Consider the following 22034-nt stretch of genomic DNA (forward strand, 5'->3'; position numbering starts at 1 on the left):
GAAACTTCTCCGCTTCTGACAAGCTATTGACTACTACAAAGAGCCTTTTTTTTGAGGTACGGTTTCAGCTCTTTTTGTGCCGCTAGATAACTCTCTGGAAGACCAATATCAATAAAATAGTCCTCAGAAAGAATGATTGTGGCTAGGTTTTCTTTGGAAAACTGGCTGAAGAATTCTGTTTCTATTGAAAACTTCTGATTCAAAGGAAAGGATGAAAGGGTATCCCTTTTAAGGACATATATACCGCCATTTATATAGCCAGATCCATGACCTTGTTTTTCAATATAGTGATATACTTTATTGTTTTCATACAAAAAATGCCCATATCGACTAACGTCGTCAACGAGACGACCATAGATAATGGGCAGATCGGCGGAGGTAAAAGGTTTTAACTTATTTAAATCAACGTCAAATAAAGAATCTCCGTTTATAATAAGGGCATGATCTCCCAAAATATGCTCAAAAGCTAAGCGGATACCTCCTCCTGTTCCTAACGGTTCGTCCTCCAAAGAGAATGAAATATGTATTGTCTGGTATTTCTGCTCAAAATGCCCAACAATAATATCTGACAAATAGCCAACAGAAAGGACAAAATGTTTGATGCCTTTGGCGTGAAAATGGTCTATCAATATTTCCAGAAAGGGCTTCCCGCAAATATCTGCCATAGGTTTTGGAACATCCGCAACGACTGAACGTAGACGTGTTCCTTTACCGCCAGCAAGAATGATTGCCTCCTTTACCAGCATAGATTTTTACCACCTCTATTTTTTAAAAATTAACTCTTCTACATGAAGGCAAATAAGGTGACCAATTATCAGGTGTCCTTCTTGAATGTATGGCGTCTCAGAGCTCGGCACCCGTATGGTTACATCGCACAAATCTGCCATTATTTGGCTTTGAGGCTTAGATCCCGTCATGCCAATACATTTCACGCCACTATTTTTAGCCTCTTCCAGTCCATGAATAATGTTTGGTGAAGTACCTGAAGTCGAGTAGGCAAACAGTACATCATCTTCATTTCCAAGGGCCTGAATTTGTCTGGAAAATACTTTTTCAAACCCATAATCATTCCCGATTGCAGTAAGTGCAGAGGTATCCGTGGTAAGAGCAATAGAGGGCAAGCCTGGTCGATCAAACATAAATCTAGATACATATTCGGCAGACATATGTTGTGCATCTGCAGCACTGCCACCATTTCCGGCAAAAAGCAGTTTCCTATTACCTTGGAGACAATTGAAAACGAGTCTAATAGCAGAATATATGCTATCCCTTACGTCCTGATTTTCTATCATATCGTCTATAACGGCTTTTGATTTTTTCAAGCTATTAAAAAAAATATTTTTATCAATCATCGCGCTGTCCAACACTGAGAACCTTCGGTTGTGAAGTGACAATTGCTGACCCAACTATTAGCATCAGAAATTACCTTAATTACATTATTCCTATACTCAGGTGGTACAAAATACATAATGAAACCACCACCGCCCGCGCCTGAAACTTTCGCGCACAAGGCGCCCGCTTTAATTGCGCGCTCAATGTAATTATCAATTTCAGGAGTTGAGACTTTTGCGGAGCTGTTCTTTTTCATATCCCAAGCCGCTCTCATAATGTCTACAAAAGTATCAAAATCTCCGCGCAGAATTGATTCCTTCATATGAAGAGCAGATTCTTTTATGTGATGCATGTTATCCAGACAGTTGGTATTTTTATTAGTGAAGCTTTTTACTTGATCAGAAATAACCTCGGCACTCGATCTAGATTTACCAGTGTAGTGCAACAAGAGTGAGCTTTCCAATTCGGAGCGTATCCAGTTTCGAATACGAAGAGGATTAACCAACACCTCATTTTGGTTATAAAACTCTATAAAATTAAATCCACCAAATGTGGCAGAATATTGGTCTTGACGCCCTCCTTCTAATCTACAGTCAATGCGTTCAATCTCATAAGCGAGATGCGCTATTTGGTAGTCATCAAATCCAATGGAAAGATATTCTTCAAACGCTTTGATTATTGCTACCACAAGACAAGAAGATGTCCCTAATCCTGAACCTACCGGTGAGTCACAGAATGTTGTCATTTTAAGTGGGAAAGGGACATTATTATTAAACTCCCTAATAATTTTATTATATGTCGCCTTGAGAAGAATTAAATCTCCATCTATTTGGAATGGGTACTCATCGATATTGAAAGTTACTGATTTGTTTTGATCATTTGCTGTAAATGTCACCTGTTTCTCGTTAGATGATTCAATAGTACAATAGGTATATCGATCAATAGTTGCATTGAGTACATAACCTGTATATTCATCGCAATAAGGGCTAATATCAGTTCCACCACCGGCAAGCCCTAATCGCAGAGGTGCTCTGGAGCGCGCGATTTTCTTATTGTAGAGCATTTGAATGATCCTTAAAGTTAATTGATTTCCATTGATTAACACATTTCTTTATTGATTCCTCTATTCTTGTAATTTGTACCATACCGCCCTCAAGCAAAATTGGAGGAATTAAAGCCAAATCTGATTGAGGGCCAGCTTTATGCAACTGTGTGAACACAATTTCACCTCGATAATTCATGTAATTATTGAAGTGTTTTATTACCTCACTCATGTGAATCTTTTGGCCCGAACCGATTGTTAAAGTGTGATGCCCTTCAAGCTTGAGAATTTTAGGAATTAGAGATGCCAGATCATCAGCATCCAGATATTCTCTCCAATCTTGCTCATTAGACCAAATTTCAATCGGATCTTTTTCTTCAATATATTTTCTATAAATTGAAGAGATTGAATGTCCGGATCGCATAAAATTCTCATATTTACTTATTATATTTGTACACCTCAAATGAATTATTGATGGAGTATTTTTTTGTGAAATTAATTTTTCAATTTCATGTTTTATTTTTACATACTTATAATAAGGAGATTTTTTATCGTGATTTTTTCCATTTGATACTGACGCGGATGATATATTGATTATTGTACAGGGCTGTAGCTTATCTATGAGAGCTGAGAGATTGCTATTATAGATATTCGTAACCTCTAGTTCTTCCGCCTCATAACTTTTAAGTCCACCAAATATACCGGATGCATTTACAAAGACATCGCAGTCAGAGAATGAAAAATCATCAATACACTGGACGTTGTTCAAGTCACAATTTTTCGAGTTTAGCTTCAGCACAGTTCCCTTATTTTCAAAAAAACTTGTTATAGGAATACCTATAGCGCCAGTTGCACCTAATACACATATTTTCATGATACAATATTCTTTTTAAGAATATTAATAAAATAGTTAATTTCGTTTCGGATTGAGAATTGATGATTACCAATCATTAGGCCACATTTATGTATCTTTTCTGCTCCTAAAAATTCTTTTGGATTCCCGAAATCTGAAAAAACGGGCTGTCGTAACATGTTTCCAGATACAATTGGGCGACATTCTATATGGTTGTCATTCAAGATTTCAACGAGATCGTCTCTTGCCTTAGCATCAGCGCACAACAAGCCAAACCCGAACCAGGAAGATTTTCCGTTTACCTGCTCTTGCTGCAATTGAATGTTAAGATTGAGCTTTTGGAGAGCATTTTGAAGGTATTGAGCATTTTTGATCCGTGCATCGATAAAACTGTCCAATTTTTTAACTTGCTCAATCCCTAGTGCCCCTTGAACTTCGGTCGGGCGAAAGTTGTATCCGGGAAGAACAAAATGGAAAAATTCATATAGCTTAGATTGTGGCTTTTCGAAAAATTTGTAGAATAATTCTTTATTGTCAATGTCACGAACCCAACCATGAGCTCTAAGTGATTTCATTAACTCAAAAGTTAATTCATCATCTGTAACACAGAGCCCGCCTTCCATTGTAGACATATGGTGGGAAAAGAATGTCGAGTGCGTGCCGATATGGCCGTGAGTTCCAGTTTTCTTGCCTTTGTATTCTGCCCCCATTGATTCGCAGTTATCCTCAAGTAATACGATATCATGTCTGGAACAAAGGGTATTTAACGCATCAAAGTCACTCGGATTTCCTAGGAGGTTTACAGTAAGAATAGCTTTGGTATTTAGCGTGATCTTGCGCTCAATATCTGCAATCGAAAGATTGAAGGTTTTCGCAGAAACGTCCGCGAAAACGGGTGTGTATCCTAACTGAGTGACCGGATAATACGTCGTTGACCAACTTACCGCAGGCACGATTATTTCATTTCTTTGATCGTTTCTAGATCTTGGATCATATCGCATTGCTGCGAGAGCCAGCAAATTGGCCGAACTTCCGCTGTTACAAAAAACAGCGTATTTCGCTCCAGCCCATGCGGCATACTCTTTTTCAAACTGTTTGCAGATTGCACCCATTTTATAATAGTCGCAACTAAGAACACCCATCATTGCTTGATATTCAGCTTCGTTCCAAGATTTTGATGCAAGAGAATATTTCATTATTTATGATTCCTTTGATTCTAATTCATTCTCACCTGTTTTTTTGGTAATAATATTTATGATGTTATTAAAGTTATATTCCTTTTTAAAGCGAGGGGTCTTTTCGGTATCCAGAGCTTGTAGGATCGCTGTCGCTAGCGATACAACCGCAGCGGTGTCGAAAATGATTATTTTGCTATCACATAATTCTTTATGTTGGCGCGTCATTTTGGTGTCACTCATAATCAGCTTTTTAGCGAACTGGATCGCCTGGCTCGTAATGCCTGATCCACTCTGTCCTGTTTCTAAGTAGGGAATAACAACAATGTCAACTTGTGAGATGAGGTTGGCCATTTCATTGTCATCTGCTCCAATGCGCCAATCCACATTTTTGAGCTTCTTAATCTGAATCATGGCACTGATCTCTTCCGTGGGTTTCAAGCCATCAATCGCAAAGTCAGTGCAACTACAGTCGCCGAATCCAATGTAAAGTAATGATTTATCGCCATAGCCTGGAGCTTCCGGATGGTACCCCCCGGATATCACTAATCTTGAGTCCTGAGGGATCAATTCCAATTCCAATAAATAACTAAACGCCTCGACAACCAACTTAAAATTTTTGTATGACGATATAAAGCCGAAAACACCAATTTCAACGCCGGAGTGATTTCGCATTTTTTTGTTATTCGTTACAAGGGTATCCGGCCACATAATTGGATGCATGATACTTTCAACAGCGAAGTATTGTTTCAAAAATTTATTATCTCTCATTGTATGAGAGATAGTTATAAATTCCTGTTTACGCACTTCATTGAATATACGTTGATAAGATTTAAAGAGGTAAGACTGCCGCGCTATTTGTTTCCAGGAAAATAATACCGCTTTTACAAATGACATATATGGCATGTTATTTTTCAATGTTCTTAGCCAACTGTTTGGTTTTTTCTCAATCCGATGTACAGTTACTATTGTTTTAGCAGGTAATGATTTCAAAATGCTAACTAAATGTTTAGAAGAAGCGTTCGGATTACTTCCATACAGCCCAAGCTCCATTTGAATGTTAATTATAGAACACTGTTTTGCCTGTTTAATGATCTCAGCAATCGCTTTTTTGTCATCATCTTTCTGAATGGTCTCGGGTACTGCAATCCGTATAACTCGGCCTCCGCGTTTCTCTATACCTTGTGCCAACTGTTCCGAATAAGTAGCGTTTCCGCAAAGAATATTAAAAGATGAAATAATGCCTACGACTTCAGTCATTTAATTAGCTCTCTCTTAACGTGTCAGGAAATTCTGCGCAGAATTGAGACGAGAATGCCAATAATCCAGTAAATCTTGCATTGTTTTTTCGAATGAAATTTCTGGTTTCCATCCAGTGTGTGCCGTGAATTTTCTGGTATCAGGCACTTGTAAATCGGCATCAATAGGTCGTAAACGATCAGGGTCGATTTTAGTGGTGATTTGATTCGCCATTGTTGAAAGAGAGATCAGTTTATCAAGCATCCCCTTTACAGAGAGAGTAAATGAGCCACCAATATTATAATATTCCCCGGGAATTGGATTGTGTGTAACCAACATATAATAAGCACGCACTGCATCACGAACATCTGCCCAAGTTCTCAATGAATCTAGGTTACCCGTGTTAACTACCGGAGGAATAAGGCCTTTTTCAATCATGCTAATTTGTTTGGCAAAGGTGCTTTCAGCAAAAACATCGCCACGCCGTGGGCCGGTGTGTGTGAACATTCTAGTTGTCATTACACACATATCATATGCCTCGGCATAATAGCGTCCGACCAAGTCCGTCCCTACTTTTGAAATTGCATAGGGAGAAGCGGGATGAAATGTACATTCTTCATCAATAGGGAGCTGTTCTTGCGAAACACGGCCAAAGACCTCTGAACTGGCACAAACATGAATAATCGCATCTTTGGCATATTTCCGAAGGGCACCGAGCAAACGTTCTGTTCCTTGAATGTTTGTATCAAGGGTGTCTAGCGGGCTATCGAAAGATGTTTTCGGATAACTTTGAGCGGCTAAATGAAAAACGTAATCAGGTCTACTTTTAACAACGGCATGCTCAACCGACATAGTGTCGCGCAGATCAGCATAAACCAGTTTTATTCTGTCTTTCGCATTAATCCTAGGGAGATGGTGGGTAATATTGTCAAGCGGAGAACGCCAACGCAACATACCCGTGATTTCCCAGTCAGTGTGACCAAGCAGATAATCGAGCAGGTGAGAACCAACCATGCCGGTTACACCAGTAATCAGAACTTTTTTTGGCATCATATGCCTTCCTGTTCGTTAATTTTAGAAATGTAAATAATCTCTGGTTTAATCCGGAAGCGGATTAAACTGCCCGGTTTTGGACAGGAACTCACCATAGTATTGAAATGTAACAGGCACATGCGTATTACATTTGTGAAATTCCCGACACAGCTTCACTTTAAACCCGCTAATAAACATTGAGTAACATCAGAATCAAAGGCACAGGGGGCTAGTGAAGTTAGAATACTTCTCTCGCTCACGTTAAAGTAGCACCTTCTCATATTTCAACCTCCTTGATGTTCCCATGATTTAATAAGAAAAATCGATTACACATCCTCTTTAATAAGGCCATATCATGGGACGCGAATATCAAAATTGAAGCTTGATTAATATTACTATTTAATCGTTCAGTCGCTTTTTTTTGGAACTGGGTGTCACCAGCACCAAAAAATTCATCCATAACCATAATTTCCGGTGTTTCAGCGGTTATCGTTGAAAATATCAACCTAGTTTGCATCCCCGAGGAGTAGGTTCTAACAGGAAGGTTAATAAAGTCATTAAGCTCTGAAAAAGTAAGGATATCAGCGGCTAGCACTTCAAATTGATACTTATTATAAATACCGCGCAACATCAACAAGCGGCGTATATTGTCATACCCAGAGAGTTCAGGTTCAAGCCCTGCACCTATTTCAAGATAAGCCCCTAGAGTACCTTCGCGATATAATTTACCGCTTGTTGGTTGATAAATGCCGGATATGCAACGAAGCAGGGTCGTTTTCCCAGCACCGTTGTGGCCGATAATACCGACACGATCCCCTTTATTAATTTCCAGATTGATATTGGAAAGAGCTCTAACAATTGTAGTATTGCCAGCATCACTCAGAATGCGACCACCGGTTACTGCTTTAGCAAGCTTATGGCGTAAAGAAAAAGCTCGTGCATTATAGATTGGATAGTCCAAAGACACGTCTTCTAGGCAGATTCTAGCTATTGCGATATTATTTTCCATTTCAGATTATATCCAATACAAAAGACGATAGCGGTAGCGCGTTAACAAGAAATACATCGGAGCTACTGCAATGAACATAAAAATTATCGTGACCAGGTATACAAAACTACCACTTACATGACCGGTAAGCGGGTCACGAATAATTGTTATTAAATAAGAAAAGGGGTTAAACCACATCAGATGCTCTTTGACCCCCAATTGGTTAGGTATAAATATCACCGGGCTAAGAAAAAAAGCAATCGACATAAAAGCAATAATTGCCGCCCCCAAATCCTTATACCTCGCCCCTAAAAACGCCAGGATCGTTGTGATTTGCATTAGAACCAATAAAATTAATAATAACGCAGGAAAGATCATCGCAATTGCCCATCCAAAATCTGGAGGATATATCACCAAAACCACGACTAGAATGACAAGATTGTGAAGAAAAATAATAAAATTTTTGATTACCAACGCAGTAGGATATATCCATACTGGATGAGTATAATTTCTTATGGTTGAACTATAGACAGCGAAACAATTTGGTGCTTCATTGATGCAGGCTGCCAGAAATTGCCAAATAACGAGGCCAACCGTTAGCGAAGGAATAAATGTTTCCTTGTCCATATTAAAGAGAATGCTCCATATGTAACTCAATCCCAGAACTGAAATAGCTGTGGTCAGGACAAGCCAAAATGGCCCAATAGCAGAACGAGCATACCGTACCTTGATTTCGGTCCAAGATAGATGCAAGACTAAATTCCAGTTTTTTTTATAGTTCTCTATTTTAATTTTTAACATTGAAGGAGTTTCCATATATCCTTAATCACTATAAAGTTGCGTTATAAATATTCCGAACCAAAATAATAACAGTAATCACTTTATCTAAAATAAATAGCCGACCTAATTAATAGGTTTAACAACGCTACCGCCCTTAGCTTTACAACCACTAATAACTATTTTTGGTTAACTCACAGTATTCCCCAAAGATTGCTAATAGTATGATCGTATAATCGTATAATCGTATAATCGTATAATCGTATAATCGTATAATCGTATAATCGTATAATCGTATAATCGTATAATCGTATAATCGTATAATCCACTGAGGAAATTACGCTCTTTTATTAACTTCTACTGGTTATCCATTATATAACATTAATCTCAATCAAGGGGAACCTGTTATTTTATTTATCTTATTTACACACTAATTATAAATTAGCGTCATATATATTTATTTTCATTTCCACGTTTTTTATTTTGTCATAGATACCATCCGTTTTTTATAGTTAAATTTGAAATTTTTATCCTATAGGTTCATTATTCGCTTTGGCGGCATAAGCCGTAGAAATAAAAGGTGAAGTTAGATATATGGAATGGATCGCAGATCCTACTATTTGGGCAGGGCTGGCGACGCTAGTTGTGCTCGAAATTGTGTTAGGTATTGACAACCTAATATTTATTGCCATTTTGGCGGAAAAACTGCCCCGTCATCTACGGGATAAGGCCCGAGTCACCGGTCTGCTGTGCGCACTGTTGATGCGTCTGGTGCTATTGGCCAGTATCTCGTGGTTAGCGACATTGACGACTCCGTTGGTCACTATTTCAGGGCATCCATTCAGTGCGCGTGACCTGATTATGCTGATCGGGGGGATATTCCTGCTTTTTAAAGCTACGATGGAGCTCAATGAGCGACTTGAAGGGAAAGACCATCAGCAAAACCAACAACGTAAAGGTGCGCGTTTCTGGCCAGTAGTGGCACAGATTGTGGTATTGGATGCCATCTTCTCTCTTGATTCGGTGATTACCGCGGTCGGGATGGTAGACCATCTCGCCGTCATGATGGCCGCCGTCTGTATTGCCATTGGTTTGATGCTGTTAGCCAGTAAGTCATTGACTCGCTTTGTGAATGCACATCCGACCATTGTTATTCTCTGTTTAAGCTTCTTACTGATGATCGGCTTCAGTTTGGTGGCTGAGGGCTTTGGCTACCATATTCCGAAAGGTTATCTGTACGCTGCCATTGGTTTCTCCGTCATCATTGAGTCACTGAATCAGTTTGCGCAGTTCAACCGCCGCCGCTTTCTGTCGACTGTCCGCCCATTACGCGAAAGGACCGCAGAAGCCGTGTTGCGAATGCTCAGCGGCAAACATGAAGAGGCTGAGTTAGATAACCATAGCGCTAATCTGATTGCAGATAATACCAGCACCGGTCAGGAGGTGTTTAATGAGCAAGAACGCCGAATGATAGAGCGCGTATTAGGATTGGCCCAACGCACAGTCAGCAGCATCATGACATCGCGCCATGATGTTGAATATCTGGACATTAATGATCCACCTGAAAAACTGACTCAATTGCTGACAAAAAATCTGCACACTCGAATTGTTGTCACCGAGGATAGCTCGACAGATGAACCTTTGGGCGTTATTCACGTAATTGATTTACTGAGGCAGCAGTTAGCGGATGAAAAACTCGACTTGCGGGTGCTGATTCGTCAGCCGTTAATTTTCCCGGAGCAAGTTTCGCTGTTGATGGCATTGGAGCAATTCCGCCAGGCACAAACGCATTTCGCCTTTGTGGTCGATGAGTTTGGCTCCATCGAAGGGGTTGTCACCCTAACCGACGTGATGGAGACCATTGCAGGTAATCTGCCAGTAGCCGGTGAGGAACTCGATGCCCGTCACGATATTCAGCAAACGGAAGAAGGTTGCTGGATTGCGAACGGCTATATGCCACTGGAAGATTTAGTGCTCTATATGCCATTACCAATTGATGATAAACGCGAGTATCACACCTTGGCTGGGTTATTGATGGAATATACCCAGCGGATACCTCAGGTTGGTGAGCAGTTGAAGATTGGTGACTATCTATTTGAGCCTTTAGAAGTGAGCAGTCACCGTATCTTAAAGGTCAAAATAACGCAGTTGACAGCGCCAGATCCTGATTATGAAGTGTAGCTGACTCGCTCAGACGGCTGAAATAAGCCAAGTAAATCATCAAAAATAAAGCCGGGTTGCAGTTCATATCGCTACCCGGCTTTTTTATCAGTTCCTGTCGATATTATAAGTGTACTGGCACCAGAATCTCAGTTGCCACAATCACCACAATCAACCCAACCAGAACAGGTACGGAGGTCCGTTTCACTACTTCGAAAGGTGATATTTTTGCCATACCGGCAACCGCAACCACAACACCTGAAACCGGGGATAAAGTGCGCCCTAAATTCGACGCCTGTAGCATAGGGATGACCAGATAAGCTGGATTTATTCCCATTTGAGCGGCAAGTTTCGGAATCAACTCCACAAACGCATAAAATGGTGCATTACCTGAGCCGGTGGTCATTGCTGCCAGCATAGTAATCACCACCAGAACCAGCATCATAATAATGCCGCCGGTACCGAAAGATTGCGCCAATCCAATTAGACCGCTGATAAAACCTACAGTACTTAATCCCTGCGCAAATACACCCGCAGCGACCAATAACATCACCACGGTCGCAAATGCATCGGCCATACCACGATAAGCAACCTCAAGGCCGCTAAATACAGATTTGGCACTAAAGCTACGTAAAAATTCAATCACCGCGGCAATCAGCATGCAGATAACCAATACTGTGATGATGTGTAGCTCAGGCCCCCATTTACCATCAAATATCAACACGCCGATAATAGGGGTAAATGGCAAGATGGCATAAAAGCCGGGCGCATTGGTGGTGATGTCATTTATATCCATCATCTCATGCTTTTCCTGGCTCTTATTGTCAAGGTAGCGCTGCCAGAAAAAGTGAGCAATCGCCATGCAGACGATAGCGGCAATAGAGATAGGTAATGTCGTTTTAAATGCAAAATCAACCAATGGCATTTCAGAGGCTTGCGCCGCTAGCACGACGTCACCAGACGTCGGCGCCAGAATAATCGCCGCGGGTGAGGCACAAATTGCAGCAGCAGCCCCACGGCTGATACCGACGTTAACCATCACTGGGAACAATGTGGCCATCAATAGCACACCTAACCCAGTGGCAGATGACACCGCCAAAGACATCAGGCAGGCAATGATGTAAGCCGCAACCATCAATAAATATGGGGAGTTAATCATCTGTAATGGTTTAGATGCTAACTTAACCACCACATCATTTGCGCCGATATGAGTCATATAAGCGGCAAAACCGCATAACATCATGATCATCATGCCGAGATCGCCACCACGGCTCATCAGCAGGATTTTGACATACTCGACAATGTCCGTCGCACGCCAACCGGTTGAGGTGGCGCTGGCCGGTAATACGCTTTTGCCCATCAAGGCGCTGATAATTAGCAGCAGCAGGCCACCCACCATCAATACACCAGTGGCAGAATAGCCTTTAATAATATAGCGACCTACACCTACAGCCACTACAATCCCAATCAAAAGATCTAACATATACCCTCTCTCACCGAATATCCCCTTCGTCCATGAAGCCACAGAGGATTAGCTCGTTAGCTATCTGCAACACCATGTTCTTGGGCATTATCATTTGTTGCTGGATGTTGTATTAAGATTTTTCTTGTAAATATGCAGAAATAGCTCTGCACTCTGCCCAAAGTCAGCCGGCGAGTTTATGACATCTATCAATGATTCGCAGAGATTTTAGAAACAAATATTAGTTTGTGAGCAGGAGAGAGGATTTTATGTTTAAAAAGGCGAGATTGATGATCAATGCAACAACAGAAAGATAACAAAGAAAGGTCATTATCCTCCGATAAGCCGCTCGACTTATCGGAGGGGAATATACTCGTTAAAGCTTATCAATAAGCTTTCTAAGATCCTTCTGCGCACGGTTCTCTTGATTACGCTCAGTCCAGTCGCTCAGTGCTTTCTTAGCGCGCTGCTGCAATTCATTACGCAGAAGCTGCTCAACATTCAGTTGATAACTCAGTTGCGTCCACGGCCCATAAATGCGCAGTGGGATATCCGTGTTCTGCAAGAACTTGACCAAGTTATCTTGCCCACTCCAGCCTTGCATCACTCGCACGGATAAGTTCATATCACATTGCTGCTGCGGCAAGTTAAGTTCCCCGTGGCCTTTGATAGCAATCAATGCAGAATCGGCGCTGAGGCTACTTACATCGACTTTCCCTTTATTCAGAGCCAGCTTCGCTTGCAGCTGTTTAACCTCAGTATAGCGCTCATAGCGGTCCTGACCTTTGACATCACTGGAACTGCGGGTCACAGCCTGCTGGATAAGTTGCTGAATATTCAGCCCCTGCAACTGCGCGCCATTCATACTGAACTGTGCATCGCCTTTCCAGCGGTGGTTGAATGCCTCAACATCTAAGCCATCACCAGCCAGCTGCGCTTTCATGGAGAATTTACCCGTCATCATCTGCGGTAAACCTGCAGCCAATAACACTGGCCCCAACTCCATATTATTTATTACCGGGCCAACTGTGGCTAACACCTTCTTGCCAGTTACATTCAGCGATCCCGGCAGGGAGAAATCACCACCTAAGGCTTTGCCCGTTAAGTGACTGATTTGTACATCACCGCGTTGGTTTGATGCTTGCAGATTCAATTGGCTGACATTGATGGCGCGATAAACCAAATTATTCGCAGTGAGTTTAATTTGCGCCGTAAAATCACGCAGTGCCTGTAAATCCTGCCCAACATCATCATCAGTCTGAATCGCAATAACGGGGGCAGTCACGGCCGGTTGTTTAACCGTGTCTTTACTACCCGCCGTGCTTTTAGGCTCCCACCCAAAGATAGTATCCAAGTTAAGATTATCGGCAGCCAGATTGATGACATAATCAGGTACGTCACCGAGAGTTGCTTTGGCACTCCCCGTTAACTGGTTGTTATTCGCCGAGAAACTCAGCTGATTCAACAATAATTGCTGAATATCACTTTGATAGCTAGCTTGTAGTGTCCCCTCCCCGCTCACCCCACCAACAGGAATATCTGCCCCTTCTACTTTATAAGTAAATTGGCTGATATTGGCGCTGAATTGCTGTGGGTAACGCCCCATATCGGCATCGGCAACCATCGAGAAAGTGACATCCCGCTGATTTCGATTAACACGACTGGAGAGCGAGATATGAACTTGCCGCTGCGAATCTTGTTGCAGTTCAAGATTAATATCGCGGACATTCACTTGATCATTGTCTGTCCGTTGCCAAATCAGCAAGCTGTCGGCAACCTGGACTTTATTGATATCGAGCTTCCAGGCTCGATGCTCATCAACCGGCGCATTTCCACTTGGTGCAACCGGAGCCCCTGGCTGCTGTTGAGCTTCACTGTCTGGGGTTAAGCGGATAACCGCCCCTTTCAGCATCACCTGCTTAATATCAAGTTGATGTGACAGCAACGGCCAGAGTTTGACATCAAGGCGCATATTTTCAGCACTGACCATCGGGGCAGTAGCACCGGGAGCAGTTAACGCCGTCCGACCAGCAATAATGCTAAGTTGCGGCCAGACATGCCAACGTAAATCGCCTTCAAGTTGCAGTTGATAACCACTTTTCCTCTCGACTTGTTTGACCATGTACGCACGAAAGTCATTAGGATTTACTAGCAATACCAATGCGCTCATACCTGCAACTAATACAACGAGCAGGATAATTAACGTCGTTAGTAATCGTCTCATGACATCCTCTTGTCTAAACAAGCGATAAAGCCCAAACGGGCTAAAATCTCAGCGAGAAAAATGGCTAGTCTTTATCTATACGACTGGCTACAGCACCTTGTTGACCACGATATTTTGCATCCTGACGGCTATTGTAAGGGCGGGCCGCCGGTCCAGAGAGTGGCTCAAAACTCAGCGCACCAATTAACATCCCTGGGCGCAGAGCCAATGGCAACTTACCTGAATTATAGAACTCCAGCACAATCCTGCCTTGCCAACCGGGATCTATTCGGTGTGCGGTCACATGCACCATCAATCCAAGGCGAGCCAGAGAGGAGCGGCCATCAAGCCAGCCGACCAGATCATCCGGAATAGTGACTGACTCCAACGTGACGGCCAGCGCCAGTTCACCGGGATGCAGAAAGAACGCTTCCCCTTCGGGCAGATTGATTTCATCGCTCATAACCCGTTCCAAGGCTTCACTGACTTCATCTTTCGGGCCGCTTAAATCAATAAATGCCGCAGTGTGGCCGCGGAACACGCGAAATTGGTTGCCTAAGCGAACATCGACTGTGGCACCATTGATACGTTCTACCGGCGGACGAGGGTCGATACCCAATTTGCCGCTGTCCAGCCAAGCTTCTATGTCACGATCGCACAGTCTCATCGCTTAAATCTCCATTAAAATTCGCATGTTACAGCTTACATACTATGAAAGCTGCCATATTAAGAAGCAAAGGTCCAGACGAACATTACTCAAAGAACTGGCTGATTTTCGCTTTTAGAATATCGATCGCAATTCGGTTCTTACCGCCCCGTGGAACAATAATGTCAGCATATTGCTTAGAAGGTTCGATAAATTGCAGGAACATTGGGCGCACAGTTTTCTGGTATTGAGCCATCACAGAATCCATTGAGCGACCACGTTCATTAACGTCACGCTTCATACGCCGCATTAAGCAGATATCCAATGGGGTATCAACGAAGATCGAGAAGTTCATCTCCTGACGCAGGCGAATATCGGTCAACAACAAGATCCCTTCCAGAATAATGACTTTCTTCGGTTCTAAATGGACGGTTTCTTTTTTACGGGTATGCTCAGTGTAACTGTAAAGTGGCAGTTCAATAGACTTGCCGGCTTTTAGCGATTGCAGGTGTTCCAACAATAAGTTGTGGTCCATGGCGCTAGGGTGGTCATAGTTGGTTTTGACCCGCTCTTCCATCGACAGATGACTTTGGTCTTTGTAATAGCCATCCTCTGGGATGACGCCGATATGTTGGTCACCAACCTGTTCGCGCAATTCACGATACAACGTACTGGCGATAAGACTTTTTCCGGAAGCTGAGGCACCCGCTATCCCGATAATGACGCACTGGTGTGCTTTGTCAGTCATAAAATTAAAGACCTGATTACTAAGTGTGAGGGGAGACGAAGCACGCAAGCTGCTTCGAGCGCGGCAATTATAAGGAGTTAACCGGTCTGATGCCAGTGCTATACCCTGCATACTTGAAGTTGCAGCGGTGTTGGCTGCTCTCGAACACCCGAATCACTGACCTGTGTCAGCTCATCGGGATGCTCTTGTTTGCCGCCTACCTGCAACTCCAATTATTTTGGGTCATACCCTGCATACTTAAAGTTGCCACGGTGTTAGTTGCTCTCGAACACCCGAATCACTGACCTGTGTCAGCTCATCGGGATGCTCTTGTTTGCCGCCTACCTGCAACTCCAATTATTTTGGGTCATACCCTGCATACTTGAAGTTGCCGCGGTGTTGGCTGCTCTCGAACACCCGAATCACTGACCTGTGTCAGCTCATCGGGATGCTCTTGCTTGCCGCCTACCTAGCTCACAAACCCTTTGAGATATTTACAAAGTGTGGTGACTAAACCGCGCGGAATGAAATCTCGGTTGGAATAGCTTCGCCCTGCCAGTACATTTCCGCTGCAACATTAGACGCCAACTGGCGGTATATATCCGCAAACTCGCTATCTGGGTGGCTGATAACTGTAGGCTCGCCGCGGTCGAGATCTTCACGTAACGAAATATGCAGTGGGATTTGGCCCAGTAACTTGCAATGATATTTCTGCGCCAGCTTCTCTGCCCCGCCGGTACCAAAAATAGGCTCCAGATGGCCGCAATTGCTGCAAATATGCATACTCATATTTTCAACGATACCCAACACCGGCACATGCACTTTCTCAAACATCACAATGCCCTTCATGGCATCGATCAGGGCAATATCCTGTGGTGTGGTTACCACTAGCGCGCCAGTCACCGGAATGTTCTGCGACAATGTCAGCTGAATATCACCCGTACCCGGTGGCATATCGATCACCAGATAGTCCAAGTCTGGCCATAGGGTATCTTGCAGCATCTGCATCAACGCCTTGCTGGCCATTGGGCCACGCCACACCATGGCATTCTCGTCGGTAACCAAATAACCAATCGAGTTAGTCGCAATTCCGTGGGCCATAATCGGTGCCATGTGCTTGCCATCAGGGGACGTTGGCCGCTGATTCATGGTGCCCAGCATGTTTGGAATGGAAGGACCATAGATATCGGCATCCAGAATACCGACTTTTGCCCCTTCTTCGGCCAGAGCCAGCGCCAGGTTAACGGCAGTGCTGGATTTCCCCACCCCGCCTTTACCGGAACTGACCGCCAGAATATTGCGCACACCTTTCACGCCAGGCTGGTCATTGGCACGTTTTAGCGTCGTAATATTATGAGAAAGCTTCCAGTCAATGGCTTTGGCACCGGTCACTGCCAGCAATTCTGCACTGACTGACTCTTTTAATATGTCAAAACCGAACTGCCAGGCAAAAGGCATCACCAGCTCGATATGCAGCACATTGTCCAGCAAGGCACAGTGATGAATAGCACGCAGGGTGTTGAGATCCTTTTGCAAGGTTGGGTGAGTAAAGGTAGCAAGAACCTTTGAAACTTTTGATTGCAGCAGGTCAGCGGTGGTCTGCTCGGGGGATTTTGGGCTCATCCCGGCTCCTTAAATTTATCGTTATTAACCTCTAATAGTGTACCAGAACTCATCAGCACCTGTGTGCGTCGAATAGTGAGAAAACCGAGGCGACTCGCATAACCTTGTAGTCTGGTGTTAATGACATTCATCGTGTTAATAACCAAATGTGCTGAAAATCAGCCAAAATGGACCGGTTATGACTTAAGGCAGCCTGTGGGTTGCCTTACCCTAGCGACAAACCCGCTTATCGGTTAACATCAAAGACCCTTTAATCGACATAAAGAAAGCAATTTCCCACTATGGCTCAAGTCGCGAAAAAAATATTGGTGACGTGCGCGCTACCATACGCTAACGGTTCTATTCATCTCGGTCATATGCTCGAGCACATCCAGGCAGATATCTGGGTCCGTTTCCAGCGAATGCGCGGCAACCAGGTTCATTTTATCTGTGCAGATGATGCCCACGGCACCCCAATCATGCTGAAAGCTCAGCAACTGGGTATCGAACCGGAGCAGATGATTGCCGAAATGAGCCAGGAGCACCAACAGGATTTCGCCGGTTTCGCTATCAGCTATGATAACTATCACTCAACCCACAGTGATGAAAACCGTGAACTGTCGAGCCTGATATATAGCCGCCTAAAAGCTAACGGCTATATCAAAAATCGCACCATTTCTCAGCTCTATGATCCTGAGAAAGGTATGTTCCTGCCCGACCGTTTTGTGAAAGGCACCTGTCCGAAGTGCAAATCACCCGATCAGTATGGCGATAACTGTGAAGTTTGTGGCGCAACCTATAGCCCAACTGAGCTTATCGATCCAAAATCTGCGGTTTCCGGCGCTACACCGGTAATGCGGGAGTCTGAGCACTTCTTCTTCGACCTGCCTGCGTTCAGCGATATGCTGCAAGCCTGGACACGTTCCGGCGCACTGCAAGAACAAGTTGCCAACAAAATGCAGGAATGGTTTGAATCGGGTCTGCAACAGTGGGATATCACCCGTGATGCTCCTTACTTCGGTTTTGAAGTCCCTGATGCACCGGGTAAATATTTCTATGTGTGGCTGGATGCCCCTATCGGCTATATGGGCGCATTTAAAAACCTGTGTGACAAACGTGGCGATTTGGATTTTGATGAATTCTGGCGTGAAGGCTCAACAACTGACCTTTACCACTTCATTGGTAAAGACATTGTTTACTTCCATAGCCTGTTCTGGCCAGCTATGTTGGAAGGCAGTAATTTCCGTAAGCCAACCAACCTGTTTGTTCATGGCTATGTCACGGTAAACGGCGCGAAAATGTCGAAATCCCGCGGCACATTTATTAAAGCAGGCACTTACCTGAAACATCTGGATGCCGATTGCTTGCGTTATTACTATGCCGCCAAGCTCTCTTCACGCATTGATGATATTGACCTGAATCTGGAAGATTTCGTCCAGCGAGTTAACGCCGATATCGTTAACAAAGTGGTGAATCTGGCCTCCCGTAATGCAGGTTTTATCAATAAGCGCTTTGCTGGCAAGTTAGCCGACCAACTTGCTGACCCAGCCCTGTATAAAACCTTTACCGATGCCGCAATCAGTATTGCTGATGCTTATAACAGCCGTGAATCAAGCAAAGCGATTCGCGAAATCATGGCACTGGCTGATGTTGCCAACCGGTATGTTGATGAGCAGGCCCCTTGGGTGGTGGCAAAAGAAGAAGGCCGCGATGCCGACTTGCAAGCAATCTGTTCTATGGGTATCAACCTGTTCCGTGTTCTCATGACCTATCTCAAGCCGGTATTGCCATCCCTGACAGAACGTACTGAGGCTTTCCTCAATACTGAATTGACATGGGATAGCATTGAACAGCCGTTGCTGGGCCATCAGATCAATGCCTTTAAAGCACTGTTTAACCGTATTGATTTGGACAAGGTGAACGAAATGGTCGCCTCTTCTAAAGAAGATATGGCTCCGGCAGTTGTGGCTACAGGTCCATTAGCCGATGATCCGATTCAAGAAACCATCAGTTTTGATGACTTTGCCAAAGTGGATATGCGCATCGCGCTGATTCAACAAGCCGATTTTGTCGAAGGTTCAGATAAGTTATTGAAACTGAAGCTAGATCTCGGTGGTGAAACCCGTCAAGTCTTCTCTGGTATCCGTTCAGCTTACCCTGACCCGAAAGTACTGGAAGGGCGTCTAACGGTGATGGTGGCGAATCTGGCGCCACGTAAAATGCGCTTTGGTATTTCAGAAGGCATGGTGATGGCAGCAGGTCCTGGCGGTAGCGATATCTTCCTGCTCAGCCCGGATAATGGTGCTCAACCCGGTATGCAAGTGAAGTAAATTCACTCAGTTAAATGCTGGTCAAGGATAACTTGACCAGCATTTTCATTATATCTAACAGTTTATCTCAGCTATATTCTTACTCTTTGGGAACTTGAGGTTGACGCTCACGTTGCCAAGCTTCCAACCAAAAAAGCATATTAATAAATAGACTTAGTGAGAAAATCAAAAATAAAATATTATCCAATAAAGAAATTTTAACCAGGGCATTAATAATAATATTCTTATGATGTTTTACTTCCACAAAGCCAGATGAAAAAAACCAAAATACGCCAACCGCCCCCAAAACATTTAATGTCACAACAGGCCAGTGCCATTTAGCCAGCAAAAAGAAAATCCACGACAATACCATCAGTGAAATAATGGCATCGTCCAACTCAATTAGCAGGAAAAAACTTATATATAACAAACTAAAACAAAGCAGAGTTAACCCAAATGGATACTCATCGGGCAAGACTGATGCTAACTGTTTTCTCCGCTCACACACTGGCGGCTTGATGTCATAGATATTGATAAATACCAGGTAAAGTAAAAATACAATAGATAAGAGCCACGGGAGTAGACCGGGCAAAAAATAATGTCCAAGAGGAAGAAGGTGAAAAACCAGTAAATAAGGGCTTAGTCTTTGGCTGGCTAAACGATACGAGCAAGGCAATAATAAGACCAATGAAAGTACCGAAAAAAAAGAACGTAGCGACAGTGATATAATGTCATCAATTAAATCAGGAAACAGTATCGTGACGAAGAGAACAATCACCATTAACGTTAATAAATAGCGAATAAATAGAAAAAGAAACTCACTGCGAGACATATAGCGACAAAAAGCGCTATCGCTAACAGCAGTATTGATAATATACCTCGAATTCAGCTGTGCCTGATTGGCAGCGTCCATTCTGAATTTACATAGGTTGCTAATTTTACCCATGGTGATTTTAATCCTTTAAATATTTAAAAACGTAAAAAGTTCACATCGGTTATGGCTATTAGCCTTTATTATTATCCCTCAGTGCTATTTAGAATATCAGCACTCGGTTAGTAACGAAATAAAATAATAATTAGACTATTGTCATAGTCACTATAAGGTTATATTTAGCCTCACATTAACCATGTAAAATCAAAGGTTATTAGTTTCTATTGGCTTCCATTGTAATAACAGACGACTTGCCTCCCTACCTTTTGCTGCTTATTTACTCTATCCAAACTAAAAGATATAACGCGATCCAAAAATTCATAACAAAGTTAATTCCTTATCAAAATAGTTATGGTTATGATGCTGTGCAGAGACAGATAGACGTCTAGACACAAAGACAGCTATAACAATGACAACAACACACCACATTGCATACCTTATCGACACCATGACGGAGTTCCGGATGAAAAAAATCGCTTCCCCTTTACTGGCCCTGAGCCTGCTGACGGCACTGCCGGTATTCGCAGCAAACACCGCCACTGTTGCTCCAATCCCAGACGCTATCGCTAAGCATCAAGGGCAGATTAAAATTGCGGTGATCCGTAATTTGGGTTCCGATGACAACACCACACAGTTCCTGTCGGGTGTATTGAAAGAAGGTAAAAAACTGGGTTTCAAAATCGATACTTTCCTAAGTAACGGTGATGACGCGCGCTTCCAAGACTTCGTCAATCAGGCCATTAGCCAGAAATATGACGGCATTATTCTTTCTCAGGGCCGTGACCCTTACTCGACTGAGTTAGTTAAACGTATTGCCGCCAGTGGCATTGCGGTGTCTGTATTTGACACCGCCATTCAAGGCGACATTCCCGGCCTGACGGTTACCCAGCAGGACGATGCTTCTCTGACCAATGAATCTTTTGGTCAATTAATCAAAGATTTCAATGGCAATGCCAATATTATCAAACTCTGGGTGGCCGGTTTCCCACCGATGGAACGTCGTCAGGCTGCTTATCAGGCACTGCTGAAACAGAATCCTGGCATTCATGAACTTGAATCTATCGGTGCCGTCTCCTCAGATGTTCAAGGTGATACCGCCAACAAAGTGGGCGCAGTATTGGCGAAATATCCGAAAGGGAAAATCGACGCTATCTGGGGTACTTGGGATGCCTTTACTCAAGGTGCCTATAAAGCCTTACAAGAAAATGGCCGCACTGAAATCAAACTGTACAGCATTGATATTTCAAATCAGGATTTGCAATTGATGCGTGAAGCCAATAGCCCGTGGAAAGTCAGTGTTGCGGTTGATCCTAAGCTGATTGGGGCCGTTAACTTGCGCCTAATTGCCAAGAAAATTGCCGGTGAAGAGACGCCAGCCAGTTATGAGTTCCGCGCAGCATCAATTCCACAAGCCTTGCTCGCCAGTCAACCTGGCCCTGTCAACGTGGCCGGTTTGAGTAAAATCATTCCGGGCTGGGGCCAGTCAGATGATTTCAACTCACCTTGGTTTGCCACTCTGGCGGCCAAAAACGGCCAGTAAAAGCCAATAGGGTCAA

General features: G+C 43.4%; 18 protein-coding genes. 3 read left to right on the plus strand and 15 right to left on the minus strand.

Translation table 11 applies throughout. The features are described from left to right. Positions 1–23: 23 nt before the first annotated feature. The 9 genes from N0H69_RS17355 to N0H69_RS17395 all read right to left on the minus strand — a co-directional run bounded on the left by N0H69_RS17355 (position 24) and on the right by N0H69_RS17395 (position 8462). On the minus strand, positions 24–746 hold the full coding sequence (locus N0H69_RS17355; protein WP_050151370.1) for a sugar phosphate nucleotidyltransferase: 723 nt from the start codon (positions 744–746) through the stop codon (positions 24–26). Between the two features lie 15 nt (positions 747–761). After that, positions 762–1352, minus strand: a complete 591-nt coding sequence (locus N0H69_RS17360; protein ID WP_050151371.1) for a D-sedoheptulose-7-phosphate isomerase — start codon at positions 1350–1352, stop codon at positions 762–764. Next, positions 1349–2395 carry a GHMP family kinase ATP-binding protein gene (locus N0H69_RS17365; RefSeq protein WP_050151372.1) on the minus strand — a complete coding sequence of 349 codons (1047 nt, stop codon included), beginning with the start codon at positions 2393–2395 and terminating at the stop codon, positions 1349–1351. The genes N0H69_RS17360 and N0H69_RS17365 overlap by 4 nt, the downstream gene beginning before the upstream one ends. Next, entirely contained in the window at positions 2382–3248 is an 867-nt protein-coding gene (locus N0H69_RS17370) for an NAD-dependent epimerase/dehydratase family protein (RefSeq protein WP_050151373.1), read from the minus strand. The genes N0H69_RS17365 and N0H69_RS17370 overlap by 14 nt, the downstream gene beginning before the upstream one ends. Further along, positions 3245–4423 (minus strand): DegT/DnrJ/EryC1/StrS family aminotransferase, encoded by a 1179-nt coding sequence (locus tag N0H69_RS17375; RefSeq protein ID WP_050151374.1) that lies wholly within the window; start codon positions 4421–4423, stop codon positions 3245–3247. Before N0H69_RS17375 ends, N0H69_RS17370 begins: the two co-directional genes overlap by 4 nt. A gap of 3 nt (positions 4424–4426) precedes the next feature. Next, positions 4427–5662 carry a glycosyltransferase family protein gene (locus N0H69_RS17380; RefSeq protein WP_050151375.1) on the minus strand — a complete coding sequence of 412 codons (1236 nt, stop codon included), beginning with the start codon at positions 5660–5662 and terminating at the stop codon, positions 4427–4429. A gap of 15 nt (positions 5663–5677) precedes the next feature. After that, on the minus strand, positions 5678–6694 hold the full coding sequence (locus tag N0H69_RS17385; protein WP_235895950.1) for a GDP-mannose 4,6-dehydratase: 1017 nt from the start codon (positions 6692–6694) through the stop codon (positions 5678–5680). Between the two features lie 256 nt (positions 6695–6950). Next, positions 6951–7682 carry an ABC transporter ATP-binding protein gene (locus N0H69_RS17390; RefSeq protein WP_050151376.1) on the minus strand — a complete coding sequence of 244 codons (732 nt, stop codon included), beginning with the start codon at positions 7680–7682 and terminating at the stop codon, positions 6951–6953. A gap of 6 nt (positions 7683–7688) precedes the next feature. Then, positions 7689–8462, minus strand: coding sequence for an ABC transporter permease (locus N0H69_RS17395; protein ID WP_050151377.1), 774 nt, complete (start codon positions 8460–8462; stop codon positions 7689–7691). Between the two features lie 570 nt (positions 8463–9032). On the opposite strand from N0H69_RS17395, the gene N0H69_RS17400 reads away from it, so the two are divergent. Then, positions 9033–10619, plus strand: a complete 1587-nt coding sequence (locus tag N0H69_RS17400; RefSeq protein WP_050151378.1) for a TerC family protein — start codon at positions 9033–9035, stop codon at positions 10617–10619. 103 nt (positions 10620–10722) lie between these two features. On the opposite strand, the gene dcuC is transcribed toward N0H69_RS17400, so the two are convergent. The 5 genes from dcuC to apbC form a co-directional block, all read right to left on the minus strand. Further along, the gene (dcuC, locus tag N0H69_RS17405) at positions 10723–12081 is read right to left on the minus strand and encodes an anaerobic C4-dicarboxylate transporter DcuC (protein ID WP_050106852.1); all 1359 of its coding nucleotides are present in this window, start codon (positions 12079–12081) and stop codon (positions 10723–10725) included. 355 nt (positions 12082–12436) lie between these two features. Then, positions 12437–14284: an outer membrane assembly protein AsmA gene (gene asmA, locus N0H69_RS17410; protein WP_050151379.1), complete on the minus strand. Its 1848-nt coding sequence runs from the start codon at positions 14282–14284 to the stop codon at positions 12437–12439. A gap of 64 nt (positions 14285–14348) precedes the next feature. Beyond that, positions 14349–14930 (minus strand): dCTP deaminase, encoded by a 582-nt coding sequence (gene dcd / locus N0H69_RS17415; protein ID WP_050106854.1) that lies wholly within the window; start codon positions 14928–14930, stop codon positions 14349–14351. Between the two features lie 85 nt (positions 14931–15015). Further along, entirely contained in the window at positions 15016–15657 is a 642-nt protein-coding gene (gene udk / locus N0H69_RS17420) for a uridine kinase (RefSeq protein WP_004388770.1), read from the minus strand. 489 nt (positions 15658–16146) lie between these two features. Beyond that, positions 16147–17259 (minus strand): iron-sulfur cluster carrier protein ApbC, encoded by a 1113-nt coding sequence (gene apbC / locus N0H69_RS17425; protein WP_050106855.1) that lies wholly within the window; start codon positions 17257–17259, stop codon positions 16147–16149. 281 nt (positions 17260–17540) lie between these two features. Here apbC and metG point away from each other — a divergent pair, with 281 nt between their 5' ends. After that, positions 17541–19568: a methionine--tRNA ligase gene (metG, locus tag N0H69_RS17430; RefSeq protein ID WP_050106856.1), complete on the plus strand. Its 2028-nt coding sequence runs from the start codon at positions 17541–17543 to the stop codon at positions 19566–19568. Between the two features lie 79 nt (positions 19569–19647). Here the strand turns inward: metG and N0H69_RS17435 are convergent, their stop codons facing one another. Then, the gene (locus N0H69_RS17435) at positions 19648–20493 is read right to left on the minus strand and encodes a transporter permease (RefSeq protein WP_072077585.1); all 846 of its coding nucleotides are present in this window, start codon (positions 20491–20493) and stop codon (positions 19648–19650) included. A 448-nt stretch (positions 20494–20941) separates the two neighbouring features. Between N0H69_RS17435 and N0H69_RS17440 the strand changes: the two genes are divergently transcribed. After that, a complete protein-coding gene (locus N0H69_RS17440; RefSeq protein ID WP_050122301.1) occupies positions 20942–22018 on the plus strand; it encodes a sugar ABC transporter substrate-binding protein in 1077 nt (358 codons plus the stop codon). Positions 22019–22034: the final 16 nt, after the last annotated feature.

The organism is Yersinia alsatica (genome assembly GCF_025133195.1).
GTDB classification, from domain to species: Bacteria; Pseudomonadota; Gammaproteobacteria; order Enterobacterales; family Enterobacteriaceae; genus Yersinia; species Yersinia alsatica.